Origin of the sequence: Pseudomonas sp. 14P_8.1_Bac3, from assembly GCF_025466085.1 — a bacterium.
Taxonomy (GTDB): Bacteria; Pseudomonadota; Gammaproteobacteria; order Pseudomonadales; family Pseudomonadaceae; genus Aquipseudomonas.
On the sequence record NZ_JANLOD010000047.1, the window covers coordinates 1 to 20243 of the forward strand.

19 protein-coding genes are annotated in these 20243 nt (G+C 61.6%); 11 read left to right on the top strand and 8 right to left on the bottom strand.

Annotated features, from left to right (window positions below):
- Positions 1 to 99 precede the first annotated feature (99 nt).
- The 4 genes from ehuA to ehuB all read right to left on the bottom strand — a co-directional run bounded on the left by ehuA (position 100) and on the right by ehuB (position 3214).
- Complete coding sequence (gene ehuA / locus NTD84_RS12155) at positions 100 to 894, bottom strand: ectoine/hydroxyectoine ABC transporter ATP-binding protein EhuA (RefSeq protein ID WP_262165891.1); 795 nt, start codon at positions 892 to 894, stop codon at positions 100 to 102.
- An 80-nt stretch (positions 895 to 974) separates the two neighbouring features.
- A complete protein-coding gene (gene ehuD, locus NTD84_RS12160; protein ID WP_262165626.1) occupies positions 975 to 1631 on the bottom strand; it encodes an ectoine/hydroxyectoine ABC transporter permease subunit EhuD in 657 nt (218 codons plus the stop codon).
- Entirely contained in the window at positions 1628 to 2287 is a 660-nt protein-coding gene (gene ehuC / locus NTD84_RS12165) for an ectoine/hydroxyectoine ABC transporter permease subunit EhuC (protein ID WP_262165629.1), read from the bottom strand. Before ehuC ends, ehuD begins: the two co-directional genes overlap by 4 nt.
- 69 nt (positions 2288 to 2356) lie before the next feature.
- Positions 2357 to 3214 carry an ectoine/hydroxyectoine ABC transporter substrate-binding protein EhuB gene (gene ehuB / locus NTD84_RS12170; RefSeq protein ID WP_262165632.1) on the bottom strand — a complete coding sequence of 286 codons (858 nt, stop codon included), beginning with the start codon at positions 3212 to 3214 and terminating at the stop codon, positions 2357 to 2359.
- A gap of 282 nt (positions 3215 to 3496) precedes the next feature.
- Here ehuB and NTD84_RS12175 point away from each other — a divergent pair, with 282 nt between their 5' ends.
- The 8 genes from NTD84_RS12175 to NTD84_RS12210 all read left to right on the top strand — a co-directional run bounded on the left by NTD84_RS12175 (position 3497) and on the right by NTD84_RS12210 (position 12908).
- A complete protein-coding gene (locus tag NTD84_RS12175; protein ID WP_262165893.1) occupies positions 3497 to 4891 on the top strand; it encodes a PLP-dependent aminotransferase family protein in 1395 nt (464 codons plus the stop codon).
- A gap of 107 nt (positions 4892 to 4998) precedes the next feature.
- Complete coding sequence (gene eutB / locus NTD84_RS12180; RefSeq protein WP_262165634.1) at positions 4999 to 5970, top strand: hydroxyectoine utilization dehydratase EutB; 972 nt, start codon at positions 4999 to 5001, stop codon at positions 5968 to 5970.
- A gap of 34 nt (positions 5971 to 6004) precedes the next feature.
- Positions 6005 to 6997 carry an ectoine utilization protein EutC gene (gene eutC, locus NTD84_RS12185; protein ID WP_262165636.1) on the top strand — a complete coding sequence of 331 codons (993 nt, stop codon included), beginning with the start codon at positions 6005 to 6007 and terminating at the stop codon, positions 6995 to 6997.
- Positions 6998 to 7039: 42 nt separating this feature from the next.
- Positions 7040 to 8230, top strand: a complete 1191-nt coding sequence (gene doeA / locus NTD84_RS12190; RefSeq protein ID WP_262165639.1) for an ectoine hydrolase DoeA — start codon at positions 7040 to 7042, stop codon at positions 8228 to 8230.
- Positions 8231 to 8233: 3 nt separating this feature from the next.
- Complete coding sequence (gene doeB / locus NTD84_RS12195) at positions 8234 to 9235, top strand: N(2)-acetyl-L-2,4-diaminobutanoate deacetylase DoeB (protein WP_262165641.1); 1002 nt, start codon at positions 8234 to 8236, stop codon at positions 9233 to 9235.
- Positions 9236 to 9381: 146 nt separating this feature from the next.
- Entirely contained in the window at positions 9382 to 9861 is a 480-nt protein-coding gene (locus NTD84_RS12200; RefSeq protein WP_262165643.1) for an Lrp/AsnC family transcriptional regulator, read from the top strand.
- A gap of 177 nt (positions 9862 to 10038) precedes the next feature.
- The gene (locus NTD84_RS12205; RefSeq protein WP_262165645.1) at positions 10039 to 11511 is read left to right on the top strand and encodes an NAD-dependent succinate-semialdehyde dehydrogenase; all 1473 of its coding nucleotides are present in this window, start codon (positions 10039 to 10041) and stop codon (positions 11509 to 11511) included.
- Positions 11512 to 11522: 11 nt separating this feature from the next.
- A complete protein-coding gene (locus NTD84_RS12210; RefSeq protein ID WP_262165648.1) occupies positions 11523 to 12908 on the top strand; it encodes an aspartate aminotransferase family protein in 1386 nt (461 codons plus the stop codon).
- A gap of 123 nt (positions 12909 to 13031) precedes the next feature.
- Here NTD84_RS12210 and NTD84_RS12215 read toward each other — a convergent pair whose 3' ends face one another.
- Positions 13032 to 13466, bottom strand: a complete 435-nt coding sequence (locus tag NTD84_RS12215) for a YhcB family protein (protein ID WP_262165649.1) — start codon at positions 13464 to 13466, stop codon at positions 13032 to 13034.
- Positions 13467 to 13610: 144 nt separating this feature from the next.
- On the opposite strand from NTD84_RS12215, the gene NTD84_RS12220 reads away from it, so the two are divergent.
- From NTD84_RS12220 to zapE, 3 genes are all read left to right on the top strand, one after another.
- Entirely contained in the window at positions 13611 to 14240 is a 630-nt protein-coding gene (locus NTD84_RS12220) for an alpha/beta hydrolase (protein WP_262165651.1), read from the top strand.
- Between the two features lie 24 nt (positions 14241 to 14264).
- Positions 14265 to 15620 (top strand): tryptophan--tRNA ligase, encoded by a 1356-nt coding sequence (locus NTD84_RS12225; RefSeq protein WP_262165652.1) that lies wholly within the window; start codon positions 14265 to 14267, stop codon positions 15618 to 15620.
- Positions 15621 to 15710: 90 nt separating this feature from the next.
- Positions 15711 to 16805 (top strand): cell division protein ZapE, encoded by a 1095-nt coding sequence (zapE, locus tag NTD84_RS12230; protein WP_262165653.1) that lies wholly within the window; start codon positions 15711 to 15713, stop codon positions 16803 to 16805.
- 139 nt (positions 16806 to 16944) lie between these two features.
- Here zapE and NTD84_RS12235 read toward each other — a convergent pair whose 3' ends face one another.
- From NTD84_RS12235 to NTD84_RS12245, 3 genes are all read right to left on the bottom strand, one after another.
- The gene (locus NTD84_RS12235; RefSeq protein WP_262165655.1) at positions 16945 to 17925 is read right to left on the bottom strand and encodes an asparaginase; all 981 of its coding nucleotides are present in this window, start codon (positions 17923 to 17925) and stop codon (positions 16945 to 16947) included.
- 70 nt (positions 17926 to 17995) lie between these two features.
- On the bottom strand, positions 17996 to 19192 hold the full coding sequence (locus tag NTD84_RS12240) for a hypothetical protein (RefSeq protein WP_262165657.1): 1197 nt from the start codon (positions 19190 to 19192) through the stop codon (positions 17996 to 17998).
- Between the two features lie 13 nt (positions 19193 to 19205).
- Positions 19206 to 20093: a nitrilase family protein gene (locus tag NTD84_RS12245; protein ID WP_262165658.1), complete on the bottom strand. Its 888-nt coding sequence runs from the start codon at positions 20091 to 20093 to the stop codon at positions 19206 to 19208.
- Between the last annotated feature and the right edge of the window lie 150 nt (positions 20094 to 20243).

Here is a 20243-nt window from a genome sequence, read left to right on the forward strand (position 1 = left end):
GGGCTGGCTATGACGGTTTGAAAAAAATATCTTGGTTTCTGATTCGCCGCCATCGCGAGCAGGCTCGCTCCCACATGCGTATCTGCCCTGTCTCTTTATCTAATTTGCTTCTTTCACCGCGCTGAGAAATGCGCAGGTGCGTTCCTGCTGCGGGTGTTCGAATATCTGCGCTGGCGTGCCCTGCTCGTGAATCTGCCCCTTGTAGAAAAAACACACGCGATCCGCGAACTCCCGAGCGAAGCCCATCTGGTGCGTGACCATCAGCATGGTCAGGTTGTGCTCGGTGCCGAGCTTGCGGATGACGTTAAGCACTTCGCCACACAGTTCCGGGTCGAGGGCTGAGGTCACTTCATCGAACAGCATGACTTTCGGGCGCATTGCCAGCGCCCGGGCGATCGCCACCCGTTGCTGCTGGCCGCCGGACAATTGCGACGGGTAATGCCCAAGCTTGCTACCCAGCCCCACCAGTTCCAGCAAGTCTGCGGCGCGCTCACGTGCCTCGGCGGGTTTCATGCCGAGCACCTGCACGGGCGCCTCGATCACGTTTTGCAACGCCGTCATGTGCGGGAACAGGTTGAAACTCTGGAACACCATGCCGATCTTGCCGCGCACCCGACGGATGTGCCGATCGTTGGCAGGCACCAATACGCCATTGCGGTTGTGCATGTGGGTCAGCAAGTCGTCTTCGATGCGGATCAACCCGTCGTCGATGCCTTCGAGCGTCATCAGTACCCGTAACAGCGTGGATTTGCCCGAGCCGCTGGGACCGATGATCGCGACTTTCTCGCCCGGCGTGACATCGAGGTTCAAGTGATCGAGCACCGTGAAGTTGCCGTAGCTCTTGGTGACGTCCTGGAAACTGACGATCGGTTTGACCGCCTGGGTTGCCTGCATGGCCGTGGCCTCCTGCGGATGCAGCGGGGGCGGGGTGCTGTGTCGGGAAAAGTCGCTGGGTGTCGAGAGTGGAGAAGTCATTAGCGTAGCTCCAGGCGCACTTCAAGGCGCCGTACCAGATAAGCCAAAGCGATGCTCAGGGCGAGGAAAAACAGACCGACCATGGTGATCGGCTCCAGGTAGCGGAAGTTCTCGGAGCCGATGTTCTTGGCCTGTTGCATGATTTCCACCACGGTAATCGCCGACAGCACCGGCGTGTCTTTGAGCATCGCCACCAGGTAGTTGCCCAACGGCGGCAGGATCGGCCGCAGGGCCTGGGGCAGAATGATGTTGCGATAGGCGCTGTACGGGGCGATGTTCAGCGCGGTGACCGCCTCCCATTGCGCGCGTGGCACGGCATCGAGGCCACCGCGATAGACCTCGGCGATGTAACAGGCGTAATGCAGGCCGATGCCGAGAATGCCCACTTGCATGGCGCTCATGCTGACGCCGTAGTTGGGCAGCACGTAATAGAGGAAATACACCTGGATCAGCAGCGGCGTGCTGCGAATGAACTCGATCACCCCGGTCGCCGGCAGCGAGAGCCACAGCCTGCGACTGCGGCGGCCGATGGCCAGGAACAAGCCCAGCACGATGGCGATCAGGAAACCGATCAGGGTAATGCCCACGGTGTTGAGCGAGGCCTGCAGCAAGTCGGGCAGGATTTGCCAGGCATAGGTCCAGTCGAACAGGGTCATGACAGACCTCCACGCATCCGTCCGCGCGCCAGGCGCCGTTCAAGCTGGCGCATGCCGAGGTTGATGGCCTGGGCCAGGATGAAATACATCACCAGGGCCAGGCTGAAAATCTCCAGGGTCTGGAACGTCGCCTGATCGAGTTGACGAGCGCGGAAGCTCAAGTCCGACAAGGTAATCAACGACACCAGCGAGGTGTTTTTCAGCAATTCGATCAGCAGGTTGGTGCCCGGCGGAATGGCCGCCAGCAGTGCCTGCGGCAGAATGATCCGGCGAAAACGCTTGTAGCCGCTGAAGTTCAGCGCCGTGGACGCTTCGTACTGACCCTTGGCGACGGAGCCGATCGCACCGCGCATCACTTCCGCACCGTAAGCACCGATGTGCAAACCGAGGCCGACGATGGCCACGCTGTATGAACTCAACTCGACGTTGAACGGCGGCAAGGGCAATACAAAAAACAGCCAGAACAATTGCACCAGCAACGACGTGCCGCGAAACACTTCAATGTAGGCAATGGAAAACCAGCGCAACGCTCGCCATGGCGACATGCGTCCCAGCGCCGCGAGGATGGCGGCGACGATGGCCAGCAGCGAGCCGAACACCGTCACCTGGAGCGTGACCCAGGCGCCTTGTATCAACAGCGGAAGTAATTCACCCATGGTTTAAACCTGGCCATCCGGATTAAGCAGGGAAATAGGCATCGCGCCGCAGCGCCATGCCTGTTTCGACTATTGAGCGCAGAGCTCGGCAGCCGTTTTGCTGGTCACGTTGGATTTGTCGAACCCGAACGGGGCGACGGCCTTGAGGTGCTCCTCGGAGCCCAGCCACTTTTTCAGTTCGGCGTTGACCGCGTCACGCAGGTCCTTGTCTTCCGGACGGAAGGCGAGGGCGCCGTAACCGATGTGCGACGGATCGTCCTTGAACTCGGTAACCGCTTCGACTTTCTCGCCGCCCTTGGAAGCCAGGCCTTTCATGGTCAACTGAGTGCCCACGGCCGCATCGGCACGCCCGGCCCGTACGGCTTGCAGTTGTGCGGTCGTGTCCGGCACCTGAAGAATCTGCGCATCCTTCACCCCCGAATCCCGCGCATACGCCAGGTTCACCGTGCCGGCCATGATCGCCAGTTTCACATCCGGGTTCCTGGCGATGTCTTCATAGCTGTGCAGGTTTTTCGGATTGCCCTTGGCGGTCAGCAGGGCGTCCGGCAACTGGTACTGCGGATCGGTAAACAGCACTTGCTTGCAGCGCGCCGGGGTGATGTACATGCCGGCCGCGATCACATCAAAACGTCCGGCGCGCAAACCCGGAATCAACGAGCCCCACTCGGTCAACACGCCGTCGACTTTCTTGATGCCCATTTTCTCGAAGATCGCCTTGGCGATTTCCGGCGACTCACCGGTGACCCTGCCGTCGGTTTCAGTAAAGGCAAAAGGGGTTTCGTTGGCGTAGCCGATGCGGATGCTGCTGTTTTGTTTGACGGTTTCCAGCGTAGTCGCGGCGTGGGCGCTGGCGGCCAGGCCGAATATCGCGCAGGCCACGAACAGGCAACGCAATGCAGGGGTCGTGCGGGAAGGGAAATTGCTCATCGATAAAATCTCCTGTTTCTTGTGGACCCGTCGTTGACGGCTCTGTGGTAGGAGGCAGTGTTACAAGAGCAAAGCGTACAAAGGCTGGTTCCATTGAATGGGACACCGCCTGGGTACAGATCGATTGGTATTTTTGTGAGGGCTTGCTGACAAGCCCGGGCATCGACCTTGGACCGAGCATACAAAAGCCCCGGCCATCATTGCATTGCACTAGGACAATTGCTTTGCAGGGATTCTCGCGGGATGCTGTCGGCACTGGCATTTACGCGGGTTTTAGCGCTGATGGAGAAGTGGAAAGCAGCTTTGGAGATCGCCCGCAGCGGCGAATCCAAATACAAGATCCTGGTGCAGGCCATCGCCGAAGACATCGAGCAGGGTGTGCTGGCCAACGATCAGCGCCTGCCACCCCAGCGGCAGGTGGCCGATGCCATGGGTATCAGCGTGCAGACGGTGACCAATGCTTACAAGGAACTGGAGCGCCAGGGCCTGGTGCGTTGCGAAGTCGGGCGCGGCAGCTTTGTCTCGCGGCGCATGAGCGACCGGGTGGCGACCTATATTCTCGACAGCCCCGAACGGGCGCTGGTGGACTTTTCTATCGCACGGATCCTCCACACCCGCGAGCACGATCAGTGCTGGCGCGACACCTGCCGGGCGCTCAGCACGGAAGAAGACCAGCCGTGGATTCGCGCCTTTCGTCCGATCGCCGGTTTCGAATCGCACCGCGAAGCCGCGATGCACTGGATCGCAAAGCTGGGCCTGCGGGTAGAACGCGACGATATCCTGATCACCAATGGCGCGGCGCACGCGGTGTTCCTTGCCCTGGCCTCACTGGCCGGCCCAGACGACGTGGTGTTGTGTGAAGGCATCACCGACCATGGCGTCATCGGCAATTCCCAGGTGTTGGGGTTTACCCTCAAAGGCTTGGAGATGGACCGATATGGCATCGACCCGGAACACTTTGAAGACATGTGCAGCAACGAGCGCATCACCGCGCTGGTGTGCACGCCGAACCTGAACAACCCGACCACGACCCTGATGCCGGACAGTCGTCGCCGGGAAATCGCCGACATTGCCCGACGGTTCGGCGTGCACATCATTGAGGACGACGTGTATGGCCCGCTGCTGGATGAGCGCCACGCACCGCCGATCAGTCACTACCTGCCGGAACTGTCGTTCTATTGCACCAGCATGACCAAGTCGGTGCTCACCGGTTTACGCGTCGGCTATCTGGTCATGCCCAAGCGGCTGGCGTTGCGCACCGAGAGCATCCTGCGAGTCAACAGCTGGATGGCCACGCCCATGGTGTCGGAGATCGCGGCGCGCTGGATTCGCGACGGTCGCGCCGACACCCTCGTGGCTTTGCAGCGTCAATTGCTGGCCGGGCGGCAGGCGATGGTCAGCGAATACCTGGGCGAGTTCCTGCTGGGGCAGCATCCCCATGCCTTGAACGCCTGGGTCGGGATTCCGGCGCATTGGGAAGTCGACAGTCTGGTGCGGGCCCTGCGTCACCGGCACATTGCGGTCACCTCGCCTGACCCGTTCACCGTACGTGGCACGCCCCGGGCCCGGGCGGTGAGGATGTGTGTCGGCGCCGAATGCAGCGATGAAGAAATGCGTGACGCACTGATGAGCATGCGCGAGATCTTCGGCCAGTACCCGCAAATCCATGACTTCTGACCGGGGAAAAGACGGCGAAAAGTTTGTCGGCTAAATTGCCCTAGTACATTCATTGCGACAATCCAGTCCTCTTAGACTGCGCCCAACACCTCCGTCGGGACGCGGTCATGGCAACGTTGCAGCTACAGGATATTTACCTCGCTCGCCAGCGCATCGAATCGCTGGTTCGGCGGACCCCGATGGAATATTCGCCCAGCCTTTCACAGCGCCTGGGCGTGGCGGTTTACCTCAAGCTCGAATCCCGGCAAATCACCGGCAGCTTTAAGTTGCGCGGTGCAAGCCATGCGGTGGCGCAGCTCAGTGCCGAGGAAAAAAGTCGTGGCGTCGTGGCAGCATCGACCGGCAATCACGGTCGCGCGCTGGCGTATGCCGCTTCCCGCCAAGGCGTGAAGGCGACTATTTGCCTGTCGCAGTTGGTGCCGGCAAACAAGGTTCAGGCCATTCGCGACCTGGGTGCCGAGGTGTGCGTTTTCGGTCGGTCCCAGGACGACGCCCAGCGTCAGGCCGAGCGCATTGCCAGCGATGAGGGCGCGACCTTGCTGCCGCCGTTCGATCACCCGGCCATCATCGCGGGGCAGGGCACGCTGGGCCTGGAAATCCTCGAACAACAACCCGACGTGACGCAGGTCCTGCTGCCGTTGTCCGGTGGTGGTCTGTTTGCCGGTGTGGCGCTGGCGCTCAAAAGTGCCAGCCGGAATATCGTCACTCATGGCATCAGCATGGCGCGCGGTGCGGCCATGCACGCCAGCCTCGCGGCCGGTTATCCCGTGGTAGTCGAAGAGCTGCCGACCCTCGCCGATTCGCTCGGCGGCGGCATCGGCCTGGACAACCGTTACACCTTCAGCCTGACCCGCGAGCTGTGCGATCACCTGCACCTGCTCAGCGAAGCCTCCATTGCCAATGCCATGCGCCATGCCTATCGCGAAGAGCGCCTGGTGCTCGAAGGCGCGGCGGCGGTCGGCATCGCCGCGCTGCTCGATGGCCTGATCGAGCCGCGCGGACCGATCGTGGTGGTGGTCAGCGGTCGCAACGTCGATGTCGATCAGCATCTGCGCGTACTTGCCGGAGCCGATGCATGAACCCCAACCAAACACTGACGGGAGCGCTGCGTTGATGAGCGGAATCACTTTATTGAGCGAAGCGGATCTGCGCGCCTGCGTGGCGCTGGATGTGTCGGTCATCGACGCCATCGAACAGGCCTTCGTGCTGTTGGCCACGGCGGACGTGGCAATGCCGCCGATCTTGCGTCTGGATATTGCGCAGCATAACGGTGAAGTGGACGTGAAAACCGCTTACCTGCCAGGTCTCGAGCGGTTCGCGATCAAAGTCAGTCCGGGTTTTTTCGATAACCCCACACTGGGCCTGCCGAGCCTCAACGGCATGATGATGTTGTTGTCGGCGCGCACCGGTTTGCTGGACGCCTTGTTGCTGGACAACGGTTACCTGACCGCTGTCCGCACCGCGGCGGCGGGTGCGGTCGCGGCGCGAGCCCTGTCGCGGGTCGACAGTTGCTGCGTGGCCTTGATCGGTGCGGGTGAGCAAGCCGCGTTGCAGCTTCAGGCGTTGCGTCTGGTGCGGCCGATTGAGTCGGTCCGCGTCTGGACACGGGACATCGCCAAGGCCGAAGACTTCAGCGCCGGGCTGGCGCGCACTACCGGGCTGACGGTCAGCGCTTGCGCGAGCATCGAAGAGGCCATCGCTGACGCGGACATCGCCGTGACCTGTACGCCGAGCCGTGAACCGCTGATTGAAGCGCGTCACTTGCACCCCGGCCTGCATATCACCGCCATGGGCTCGGACGCCGAACACAAGAACGAAATTTCCCCCCAGGCGCTGGCCAGGGTCGATCGTTACGTGGCGGATCGCCTGAGCCAGACGCGCATTCTTGGCGAGTTGCATCACGCCCTGGTGGCCGGCGCTATCACCGACGAATCGGGCCTGACGGAGCTGGGCCAGATCCTCGCGGGTCAGCACCCCGGTCGCACCGATGCCTCGCAGATCACGTTGTGCGACCTCACCGGCACCGGAGCTCAGGACACGGCCATGGCCAATCTGGCCTTCGAGCGCGCGCGCTCGGCCGGCAAGGGTTTTCAGTTCGGCAGCTAAACGTTTTTTTCATCCGTGCGTCATTTATCAGAGGGCATGTGCATGTCTCAGATAGTCGTCAATCTCCCGTTCGAACGGGAAGAGTACGCCCAGCGTCTGGCCAAGGTTCGAGCGGCCATGCAAACCCAGGGCATCGAGCTGTTGCTGGTGACCGATCCGTCGAACATGGCCTGGCTGACGGGCTACGACGGTTGGTCGTTCTATGTTCACCAATGCGTGCTGCTGGCGCTCGACGGCGAGCCGGTGTGGTTCGGTCGCGGGCAGGATGCCAACGGTGCCAGGCGCACGGTGTTCATGCAGCACCAGAACATCGTCGGCTACCCGGACATTTACGTGCAGTCCCGGGAACGGCATCCGATGGATTACCTGTCACAGGAAGTCATCAGCGCCCGCGGCTGGGACGCGCTGACCATCGGCGTGGAAATGGACAACTACTACTTCAGTGCGGCCGCGTATCTGTCGCTGCAACGACACCTGCCGAAAGCCACCCTGATCGACGCCGTCGGGCTGGTGAACTGGCAGCGGGCAATCAAGTCGCCCCAGGAAATCGCCTACATGCGCATTGCCGCGCGCATCGTCGAGAACATGCACGGGCGGATCCTCGAGCGGATCGAACCGGGCATGCGCAAGAACGAACTGGTGGCCGAGATCTACAGCAGCGGCATCCTTGGCGCCGATGGCCATGGTGGCGACTACCCGGCTATCGTGCCGCTGTTACCAACCGGCGCCGACGCCAGCGCGCCGCACCTGACCTGGGACGATACGCCGTTCGAAAAAGGCGCCGGGACATTCTTCGAAATAGCCGGGTGCTACAAGCGTTATCACTGCCCGTTGTCGCGCACGATCTACCTGGGTAAACCGCCGCAACATTTTCTCGAAGGCGAAAAAGCCGTGGTCGAAGGCATTGCCGCGGGGCTGGACGCGGCGAAACCGGGCAACACCACCGGCGACATTGCCGTGGCGTTTTTCAAGGTGCTGGAGAAGTTCGGCATCCACAAGGACAGCCGTTGCGGCTATCCGATCGGGATCAGTTATCCGCCGGACTGGGGCGAGCGCACCATGAGCCTGCGCCCCGGCGACAGCAGCGTGTTGCAACCGGGTATGACGTTCCACTTCATGCCGGGCCTGTGGATGGACGACTGGGGGCTGGAAATCACCGAAAGCATCCTGATCACCGAGACCGGCGTCGAAACGCTGTGCACTGTGCCGCGCCAACTGTTCGTGAAGGATTGAGCCATGAGCGAACTGCCAGAAAACCCGATCAGCGCCACGGTGGATTTCGCCCGTGAAGGCGTGCAGCACGGGTTTCTCAAACTGCCTTACTCGCGGGACGACTCGGCCTGGGGCGCGGTGATGATTCCGGTCACGGTGATCCAGCGTGGTCAGGGGCCGACCGCACTGTTGAGCGGCGGTAACCACGGTGACGAATACGAAGGGCCGGTTGCGCTGAGCAAACTGGCCCACCGTCTTACGGCTGCCGAGGTGACCGGGCGGGTGATCATCGTTCCGTTCATGAACACGCCGGCGTTCCATGCCGGTCGGCGCACATCACCGATCGACAAAGGCAACCTCAATCGCAGTTTTCCCGGCAAACCGGACGGCACCGTCACCGAGAAAATTGCCGATTATTTCAACCGGACGTTGTTGCCCCTGGCGGACATCGTCCTGGACATTCATTCCGGCGGTCGCACCCTGGATTTCCTGCCATTTGCCGCGTGTCATGTGCTGCCCGACAAACGCCAGCAGGCGCAATGTGAAGCCGGCATGCGCGCGTTCAATGCGCCTTACAGCATGCGCATGCTGGAACTGGATGCCGGGGCGATGTACGACACTGCCGCCGAATCCCAGGGCAAGGTGTTCGTCACCACGGAGTTGGGCGGTGGCGGTTCGTCCACTGCGCGCAGCGTGGCGATTGCCGAGCGCGGCGTGCGTAATCTGCTGATTCATGCCGGGATCGTCGAAGGCAAGATGCAGTCGGCGCCGTCGATCATGCTCGACATGCCCGATGGCGATTGCTTCATCGCCAGCGAGCACGACGGTTTGCTGGAAATGTGCCGCGACCTGGGCGACACCGTGGACAAAGGCGAAGTGATCGCCCGGGTCTACGACGCCACCCGCAGCGGCGTGGCGCCGGTGGAGTACCGCGCGGCCCGCAGCGGCTTGCTCGCGGCGCGGCATTTCCCGGGGTTGGTGCAGTGTGGCGACACCCTTGCGGTGATTGCCGACATACTGGACTAAGGTCCCCCTGTAGGAGCGTGCTCGCTCGCGATGGACGTTAACGAAAACGCGGGGTGCCTGATGCCCAACGGTGCATCGTCGGAATGCCGCCCGGAGCGTGCTCACTCCTACAGGGGTTTTTTATTTATTCAGGAGATCACCGACCCATGCACAAACTCGATCGCTATGACCTGAATATCCTGCGGATCCTCGCCGAAGACGGTCGGATTACCAAGTCGAGTCTGGCCGAGGCGATCAATCTGTCGGTGACCCCGGCCTGGGAGCGGGTGCGCAAACTGGAGGCGCTGGGGCTGATCAAAGGCTACCGCGCGCAAATCGACTGGAACGCCGTGTTCAAAAGCCAGCAGGTGCTAGTGGAAATTACCCTGGCCCGGCACACGGCTCAGGACATGCGGCGTTTCGAGCAGCGCATGCGCGAGTCCGCTGAAGTCGCGTTCTGCTACGCCACCGGTGGCGGCGTCGATTACATGGCGATGATCCAGGCGCCGGACATCGATCATTACCAGCGTTTTATCGATCAGTTGCTGCTCGATGACCTGGGCATCGAGCGTTATTTCACCTACATCGTCACCAAGACCATCAAGACCGCTGGCGCCTTGCCGGCCGAGTTGTCGCAAGAATCCTGAACACCCCCGAAAACCCTGTGGGAGCTAGCGCCCACAATCGTTTTGCTCCAACCGCAAAATCAGCTGTTCACCCCCGCCCAATCAGAAAAAACCACCTGCCAGCCCCCGCCAAACGCCAAATCTGCCGGCCCCCGCTGCCCTAGCATGGGTTCACGCACACGGTTTGGAGTGAACGCCATGACATACAAACATCCACTGCTGTTCAAAGCCCTTTGCTACGTCGATGGGCATTGGGTGCACAGCGACAGCGGCCACAGTGTTGCCGTGCACAACCCGGCCGACCAGCAATTGATGGGGCATGTGCCGATGCTCGACCGGCCGCAAATAGTCGCCGCGGTCGATGCGGCGCACCGGGCCTTTGCCGGTTGGCGCGAGCAGAGCCTCGACGCCCGGGCCACGATCCTGCGGCGCTGGGCGGCGTTGATGCTTGAGCATCAGGAAGACCTCGCGCGCATCCTCAGTCAGGAGCAGGGCAAGCCACTGGCCGAGTCCCGTGGCGAGATCGCCTACGCGGCGAGTTTCATTCCGTGGTTCGCCGAAGAAGCGCGCCGCCTGTACGGGCAGAACATACCCAGTCATATCCCCGGTGCGCACCTGGGGACGCTGAAGGAGCCGGTCGGCGTCTGCGCCCTGCTGACACCCTGGAACTTCCCCTCGGCGATGATCACCCGCAAAGCCGCGGCGGCACTCGCCGCCGGTTGCACCGTGGTGATCAAACCGGCCCACGAAACGCCGTTTTCGGCCCTGGCCCTGGCGCAACTGGCGGAGGAGGCCGGCTTCCCGGCGGGTGTCTTCAACGTGGTCCTGGGTGAACCGCAAATGGCCATGGAGACGCTGGTGCAGGACGCCCGCGTGCGCTCGGTCAGCTTCACCGGATCGACCCGCGTCGGTCGGTTGGTCCTGCAGGCCGCCGCTCAGGATGTGAAGAAAGTCTCGCTGGAATTGGGCGGCAACGCGCCATTCATTGTGTGCGCGGATGCCGATCTGGAGCTGGCCGTGAAGGTCGCGGTCGAGGCCAAGTTCCAGACCTCTGGTCAGGATTGCTGCGCCGCCAACCGGATCATGGTCGAGCGCTCGATCTACCCGGCCTTCCTCCAGCGCTTCGCGGCGGCAGTACGCGAATTGCGGGTCGGCCCGGCGCTGGTCGGTCAACAGGAGCAAAGCGTCGATATCGGGCCGTTGATGCATCAGGCCGCGCTAGAGGTCACCGCCGCCCGTGTGGCGGATGCCGTGCAACGGGGCGCCCAACGGCTGGTCGGCGGTGAGGCCCACGCATTGGGGGGATTGTTCTATCAACCGACGGTGCTGGCCGATGTCACGCCCGAGATGCGCATCTACCGCGAAGAGAACTTCGCGCCGATTGCCGGCGTGATGCCATTCGACAGCCTCGAGCAGGCCATCGAGATGGCCAATGACACCGAATACGGTCTGGCCGCCTACATTTGTTCCAATCGCCTGGACCTGATCTACCCGCTGATTCGTCGTCTCGACCACGCCATGGTCGCGGTCAACGGCGTCAAGTTCACCGGCCATCCGATCCCGTTCGGTGGCATGAAAGCCTCGGGCCTTGGCCGCGAAGGCGGCACCGAGGGCTTCGACGCCTTTGTCGAAACCAAATACTTTTGCCTGCACCATCAAGGCCAGTTCTAAGGAGATCCACCATGAGCCAAGAACTCGACACGCTGTTCGAACAAGACCGCGCGCACTTCATGCACCCGTCGACCCACGCCCACGACCACGCCAGTGGCGCGCTCAAGGGGCGCATCATCAAGAGCGCGTCGGGCATCCGCATTCGCGACCACGAAGGCCGTGAATTCATCGACGCCTTTGCCGGTTTGTATTGCGTGAACATCGGCTACGGTCGCACCGAAGTCGCCGATGCGATCTACAAGCAAGCCAAGGAACTGGCCTATTACCACACCTACGTCGGCCACTCGACCGAGGCGATCATCGAGCTGTCCAGCCGCATCATGGACTGGGCGCCGGAGGGCATGAAAAAGGTCTACTACGGCCTGTCCGGCTCCGACGCCAACGAAACCCAGATCAAACTGGTGCGTTACTACAACAACGTGCTGGGGCGTCCGCAGAAGAAGAAAATCATCTCCCGCGACCGTGGTTATCACGGCTCGGGCATCATGACTGGCAGCCTGACCGGCCTGCCGACCTTCCATCAGCATTTCGATCTGCCGGAGCAAGGCATCAAGCACACGGTGTGCCCGCATTGGTATCGCAAGGCGCCGGCCGGGATGGATGAAGCCACGTTTGTGCGGTATTGCGCCGACGAGCTGGAAAAAATGATCTTGGCGGAAGGGCCGGACACCGTCGCGGCGTTCATCGGTGAACCGTTGATGGGCACCGGCGGGATCATCGTGCCGCCGGCCGGTTATTGGGCGGCGATTCAAGCGGTGCTGAACAAATACGACGTGCTGTTGATTGCCGACGAGGTGGTCTGTGCCTTTGGTCGCCTGGGCTCGAAGATGGGCAGCCAGCGTTACGGAATGCGTCCGGATTTGATCACCACCGCTAAAGGCCTGACCAGTGCCTATGCACCCTTGTCGGCGGTGATCGTCGGTGAAAAAGTCTGGGATGTGATCGAAAAGGCTTCCGAATCACAAGGTGCCATGGGCCACGGCTGGACGTACTCCGGCCACCCGATTTGCGCCGCCGCGGCCTTGGCCAACCTCGATATTCTTGAGCGGGAAAACCTGACGGCGAACGCGCAGAAGGTCGGCAGTTACCTCAACCGTCGGTTGCGCGAGGTGCTGGAAGGTCATCCGCTGGTGGGCGAGGTGCGCGGCGACGGCATGCTGGCGGCGGTCGAATTCATGGCGGACCGTGAGCAGCGCACACCGTTCGATGCGGCGTTGAAGGTGGGGCCGAAGGTCTCGGCGGCGTGCCTGGAGCGCGGCATGATCGCCCGCGCGATGCCCCATGGCGACATTCTCGGCTTCGCACCGCCACTGATCCTGACCGAAGCCGACGCGGACTTGATCGTCGACATCACCCAAAGTGCGGTGGACCAGGTGGCCAGCGAGGTGCTTGGCTGAGGTGATCTCCTGTGGGAGCGGGCTTGCTCGCGAAGAGCCCAACCGCCCAGCAGAAATAATGGAAACAAAAAAGCCCCCGGACGAGTGATCATCCGGGGGCTTTTGGTATCGCGCGAAACCTGATTACTTCTTCAGACCGTAATGCTCATCGAGCATGCCCGGCGCGTTAGGGGCTTTCGGGGCGTAGTCGCGAGGCGGCTCCTGATTGCGCGGTGGCGTCAGGCGTTCACGTGGGGCCGCTGCCGCATCGGCGTGCAGCGAGGCCAGCAGGCGTTGGCGGGTCTGCTCGTCCAGGGCCAGACGATTGGCACCCTCGGCGAGATGATCCTGCACTTCCTGATAGCTCTGAGTCAGTTTCTTGACCAGGGAAGCGGTGCTGTTGAAGTGGGTAACCACCTCGTTCTGATAACTGTCGAAACGTTCCTGAACGTCATCCAGCTGACGTTGCGTGCTGCTGGGAGCGGCATTCGGCACCAGGCGAGCGATCAGGAATCCAATGGCGACACCCACGACCAGGGCAAGAGTCGGCAACAACCAAACTAAGAGCGAGTGTTCCACGAGTCCTTCCTCTATAAACGGCTTTGCTTTACGTTAACGGCTCGAACCTGCGCTGTATACCGCGATTCACTCGCAATAGACTGGCACAGACAATTTGCTAGACGAGTCGACCCGATTCGAGGTCACGGAGTTCCTTCCTTGCTTATGCGCGAAACCCCTGTAGTGATTGATGGCCCGGTCGGTCAACTGGAAGCTTTGTATCTGGAGATTGAGCAGCCCCGCGGCCTGGCGCTGATCTGCCATCCAAACCCGGTGCAGGGCGGCACCATGCTCAATAAAGTCGTGTCGACCCTGCAGCGCACCGCGCGCGATGCCGGTTTGATTACCTTGCGTTTCAATTACCGGGGCGTCGGTGCCAGCGCAGGCACGCACGACATGGGCACAGGCGAGGTCGACGATGCCCAGGCCGCGGCGCAATGGCTGCGGTCGAAACATCCCGGCTTGCCGCTGACGTTGTTCGGTTTCTCCTTCGGCGGTTTTGTTGCCGCAAGTCTCGGCGGACGCCTGGAAGCCAAGGGCGAACACTTGAAACATCTGTTCATGGTCGCGCCGGCGGTCATGCGCCTCGGTGATCAGGATCAACTGCCGCAGCACGGCGAGCTGACCCTGATCCAGCCGGAAACCGACGAAGTCATCGACCCGCAAGCCGTCTACGACTGGTCCGCGAAACTCGAGCGTCCCCATGAGCTGCTGAAAGTGGCAGAATGCGGGCACTTTTTTCATGGCAAGCTGACCGATCTCAAGGATCTGATCCTGCCGCGTCTTTCGAATTGATTGCAGTCTGACAAGCGATTACCCATGACGACTCGTACCCGTATCCTCACTGGCATCACCACCACCGGCACGCCGCACCTGGGCAACTACGCCGGCGCCATCCGCCCGGCGATCCTGGCCAGCCGTGACAGCAATGTCGATTCGTTCTACTTTCTGGCCGACTACCACGCCCTGATCAAATGCGATGACCCGCTGCGCATCCAGCGTTCGCGTCTGGAAATCGCCGCGACCTGGCTGGCCGGTGGCCTCGACGTGGACCGCGTGACGTTCTACCGCCAGTCCGACATCCCGGAAATCCCCGAGCTGACCTGGCTGCTGACCTGCGTCGCCGCCAAGGGCCTGCTCAACCGCGCCCACGCCTACAAGGCCTCGGTGGACAAGAACGTCGAAACCGGTGAAGACCCGGACGCCGGCATCACCATGGGCCTGTACAGCTACCCGGTGTTGATGGCCGCGGACATTCTGATGTTCAACGCGCACAAGGTGCCGGTCGGTCGTGACCAGATCCAGCATGTGGAAATGGCGCGGGACATCGGCCAGCGTTTCAACCACCTGTTCGGTCAGGGCAAGGAATTCTTCACCATGCCCGAAGCGTTGATCGAAGAAAGCGTGGCCACGCTGCCCGGTCTCGACGGTCGCAAGATGTCGAAAAGCTACGACAACACCATTCCGTTGTTCAGCAGCGCCAAGGACATGAAAGACGCGATCTCGCGGATCGTCACCGACTCCCGGGCACCGGGCGAAGCGAAAGATCCGGACAATTCGCACCTGTTCACCTTGTTCCAGGCCTTCGCCACTCCGGCGCAGTCCGACGAATTCCGCAGCGAACTGCTGCAGGGACTGGGTTGGGGCGAGGCGAAGAATCGCCTGTTCCAGCTGCTCGACAGCGAACTTGGCGAGTCCCGTGAGCGCTATCACCAGTTGATCGAACGCCCGGCAGACCTGGAAGACATGCTGCAGGTCGGCGCCAGGAAGGCCCGTTCGGTGGCGACGCCGTTTCTTCAGGAACTGCGTGAAGCGGTCGGCCTGCGTTCGTTTGTCGCCCAGACCCAGGTCGCGGCGACCACCAAAAAGAAAGCCGCGAAAGCCGCGCGTTTTGTCAGCTTCCGCGAAGACGATGGCAGTTTCCGTTTCCGCCTGCTGGCAGCCGATGGCGAGCAACTGCTGCTGTCGCGCAATTTCGCCGACGGCAAGACCGCCGGTCAGGTGACCAAGCAACTGCAAGCGGGCCAGCCACTGGACGTGCGCAGCGAAGACCTGAGCTTCAGCGTCTGGCTGGAAGGCGAGTGCGTCGGCGACAGCCCGGCCTTCGCCGACAGCGCCGCTCGCGACAGCGCGATCGATGCCCTGCGGGTCGCGCTGACGCCGGTTCAGGAATAATCAACGGCGCGGCCCGACCAAGGGCTGATTGCCATTCCCACGGGCCATCGCTACAGTGACGGCCCGTTTTTGTTGCCTTGCTAACGAATTATGACGCCCCTAGAACGATATCAAGCTGATCTGAAACGCCCGGAATTCTTCCATGACGCCGCGCAGGAAACCGCCGTGCGCCATTTGCAGCGCCTGTACGACGATCTGGTCGCGGCCTCGCAAAACAAACCGGGCCTGCTCGGCAAACTGTTTGGCAAGAAGGATCAGGCGCCGGTCAAGGGCCTGTACTTCTGGGGCGGCGTGGGTCGCGGCAAGACTTACCTGGTCGACACCTTCTTCGAAGCGCTGCCGTTCAAGGAAAAGACTCGCACGCACTTCCACCGCTTCATGAAGCGCGTGCACGAAGAAATGAAAACCCTCGGCGGCGAGAAAAATCCGCTGACCATCATCGCCAAGCGTTTCTCAGATGAGTCGCGGGTGATCTGCTTCGATGAATTCTTCGTCTCCGACATCACCGACGCGATGATCCTCGGCACGCTGATGGAAGAGCTGTTCAAGAATGGCGTGACCCTGGTCGCGACGTCGAACATCGTGCCGGACGGCCTGTACAAGGACGGCCTGCAACGTGCGAGATTCCTGCCAGCCATCGCGCTGATCAAACAGAACACCGAGATCGTCAACGTCGACAGCGGCGTCGATTATCGCCTGCGTCACCTTGAGCAAGCGGAGCTGTTCCATTTTCCGCTGGACGAAGCGTCCAACGAAAGCCTGCGCAAGAGCTTCCGCGCACTGACGCCGGAATGCACCGCCGCCATCGAAAACGATGTGCTGATTATCGAGAACCGCGAAATTCGTGCCTTGCGTACTTGCGATGACGTGGCCTGGTTCGACTTCCGTGAACTGTGCGATGGCCCGCGCAGCCAGAACGATTACATCGAACTGGGCAAGATCTTCCACGCCGTGTTGCTCAGCGGTGTCGAGCAGATGAGCGTCACCACCGACGACATCGCGCGCCGCTTCATCAACATGGTCGACGAGTTCTACGACCGTAACGTCAAGTTGATCATTTCTGCTGAAGTCGAGCTGAAGGACCTCTATACCGGTGGTCGCCTGAACTTCGAATTCCAGCGCACCCTCAGCCGGTTGCTGGAAATGCAATCCCACGAATTCCTGTCCCGGGCGCACAAGCCTTAGCACGCCCCGCTTCCTGTAGGAGCGAGCTTGCTCCGGGCGGCGCTCCGACGATGGACGTCAACGATGACGCGCTCATTCTGGATGAACGCGTTGTCAGGACGTTTTTTCGCGAGCAAGCTCGCTCCTACAGTGGGGTGTGTCAGTCGTGGGCGAGGAAAAGCGCCAGCTCATCCTGTCGCTGGCATCCCACCAGCAACCACAGCAGAATCCTGGCTTTGCGCGGACAGAGAAACCCCGCCATCAACGCCCCCCTGCCGAGCAAATCCATCTCGCTGCCGATAAACCCGTAGCTCGACCGAGCCGTCGAGCCTGAACCGGTCCGTGTGGCAATCACCACCGGGATCTTTTCGGCAACGGCCTCAATGGCATCCGCCCAGCCCCCGGATACATGCCCCGCACCGAAACCCGCAATGACCAGTCCGTCGTAGCCCATGGCGATGATGTTTTCCAGCAGCAGGTTGTCCGCAGAAAGCGACGCTTCCAGCAGCGCAATCCGCTGTGAGGTCTGCAATGGCAACGGCAGGGTTTTGCGCGGGCAGGGTGGGCGCAGATAGCGAACGGTGTCCTCCACCATCAGGCCCGCAGGCCCGACGATGGCTGAATTGAACGCCTGCAACGCCAGCGAGTCGCTTTTGCGCACGGCGTTTGCCGAGTGAATTTGCCCGTTCATGACCACCTGCACGCCGCGACCGCGGCTACGGTCTGCCATGGCTACCCGACAGGCATCCAGCAGGTTCGCCGGACCGTCCGCCCCCGGCTGCGCCGCCGAACGCATGGCGCCGGTCAGGATCAACGGCTCGGGGTGGTCCCATAAGTAGTCAAAAAAGGTCGCGGTTTCTTCCAGGGTATCGGTGCCCTGGAGGATGACGACGCCTGCAGCGCCTTGCTTGATCTGGAAATTCGCCCAGGACAGCACGCTCAGCAGAAACTCGAAATCCAGTGAGGCACTGGGCAACAATCCAAGTGTTTCGATCTTCACCCGGGCCAATGACGACAACTCGGGGACGGAAGCCAGCAGGGTTTCGCCACTGATGGTCGGGATGACGCCTCCGCCGGCGTTCCTGGCTTGCATGCTCACGGTGCCGCCGAGCGCCGCAATGGCCAGTGTGGGTAAGTCCATGTGCTACCTCGCTTTGCTGTGATGAGGGCGGCTGCACCGCGTTCGCGCTGCAGCCGGATAACAGGGTGGGTCAGTGGGTGAGCAGGAAGCCGATGAACGGAATGGTCAGCAGCGTACTAAGGGCCATGGACAGCACGTTGCCAATGAACCCGTGCATGTCCGCCGGCAACCGCTTCGCTATCGCCCACGCCAGAGGCGGTGCAATCAAGGCCCCGAGCAGTGCGCTCATGACAATCACCTGCCAGCTACCGCCATAGGTCAGCAGCGCCGCCGGCACCACCGACACCAGCGGAACGTAGGTGGGATACCAGCCATAGGCGATCCAGTGCCGACGCCAGATCACCACACCCAGCGCCGAGGTCAGCGCTTGCGCCGCGATCAGCTGTGGCAGCAAGGCCGAGCCGTAAACCGGGCTCAACGGATTCAGCGTGAACGCCAGCAGAGCGCCCAGGATCAGGCCGAGGCTCGCCCATTCGTTGCCAAAGAACGGCGCTTCCGAAAAGTCGGCGAGGATTCGACGCAGACTCCAGATCACCCCGTAGTCAGGCGCCCTGGTGGGCTCGGGTGCAGGGTCGGACGGTTGCACCGGCGCCGTGGGTTTCACCAGGCCCGGCAGATAGCGGCAGAGCAAAAAGGCCAACACGCTGGCGATGGCCATGCCGGAGACATTGCCAATCACGACGGGCAAGCCGAGCGGGTTGCACACGTAATTGACCATGAGCAAACACATCGGTGTGACGAGCACGGCGCCCAAAATTGCCCCGTTGATCGTGACCTTCCAGCCGCCACCGAACATCAACACCATCGCCGCCGGCAGTGAAACAAACGCGGCAAAAGTGGGTTGCCAACTGGTGGCGGTCACCGTCCAGCCCCACATCAGGTTGCTCAGCAGCAGCCCGAGCAACGAACTGGTGACCAGCCACGGCCATAAGCCGCTGCCGTAGGCGATGGCAAAACCTTGCCAGGATTTGCGCGTCCGGTTCGCCCAATAGGCCAGATAGGCGCCCGCCAACAGTCCGATCGAGGCGAATTCGTGCTTGTAGAACGCCACTTCGCTGATGTCGCCGAGTACCCAGCGCAGCCAGGCACTCGGCTCGGGAAGCCCCGACAGCATGTCGCTGTAACCGGGCCAGTGAGCGGCCCAGAGCGTACGGTTGGTGAGTGAAAGCCAGATCACCAGCAGCGTGATGCCGATCATCAGCAAAATGACCGCCGTATCGAACGGCGATCGCTGGGCAGACCGGTTTTTCTCGGTTGTGGTTTGCATGAGTCAGGCCCCCTTAGCGCGGGAGGCATGGGTGATGGGTGTAACCGAGCATCTGATCGTAAAGGTCGGCGCGACGATCACGATGCAGATCGTTCAGGTCGTTCCAGATCGGCGCGCTGCGGGCGCTGGTCAGGTCGATGTCGGCCAACAGGATTTCCTCTTGGTCTGCCGACGCCACCGCGCCAATCGGCCAGCCATTGGTACCGGCAATCAGTGAGCAGCCAAGATAACGGGCGCCGCGCTCCTCACCGATCCGGCTGGCCGCAGCGATAAACACGTTGTTGACATGCGCAGCGGTCATCGTCAGGTACGACGCCATGCATTTGCCCGCTTCGTCGAACAACGGCGGGGGCGTCCAGACCCAGTTGTTCAGGCTGCAAATGATGTCCGCGCCTTGCTGGCTGAGGATGCGCGGCACTTCCGGAAACCAGATGTCCCAGCAGATCAACAAACCGATGCGACCGATCGGTGTGTCGAACACCGGAAAACCGAGGTCCCCCGGCGTGAACCAGAGCTTCTCCAGATTCCACAAATGCGCTTTGCGGTACTTGCCGATAAACCCGTCAGGCCCGAGCAGCACGCCGGTGTTGAACAGCCGCGCACCGTCGCGCTCGGTCAGGCCAGCCACCAGGTAAACCTGGTGCTGGCGGGCGAAGTCCATCCAGGCTTGCACGCTCGGGCCATCGGGCACCGGCTCCGCATGGGCGAAGGCATCCTGCCGATTGTTGAAAAAATACCCGGTGCTGGACAGCTCGGGCAGAACAATAAGGTTCGCTCCACCGTCCAGCGCTTCCTGCGCCAACTCCAGGCTTCGCCGGAGATTTTCCTCACGATGCTCGATGCCGACTTGTGGATCGAATTGCACGACTGCTACGCGAACAGGACTGGTTACTTCGCTCATTCCGGTGACCTCTTTTTATTGTTATTCACGCTGTTTAATTGCGTGTTTATAAGAGTTGAAAGCCGGCGATGAGCGGAAGTCGGCGGCTTCCGGTACCGTTGTAGTCCTTGTCCGAAGATGCGCGGGTTATTTTGCCAAGGGCGTAGGACG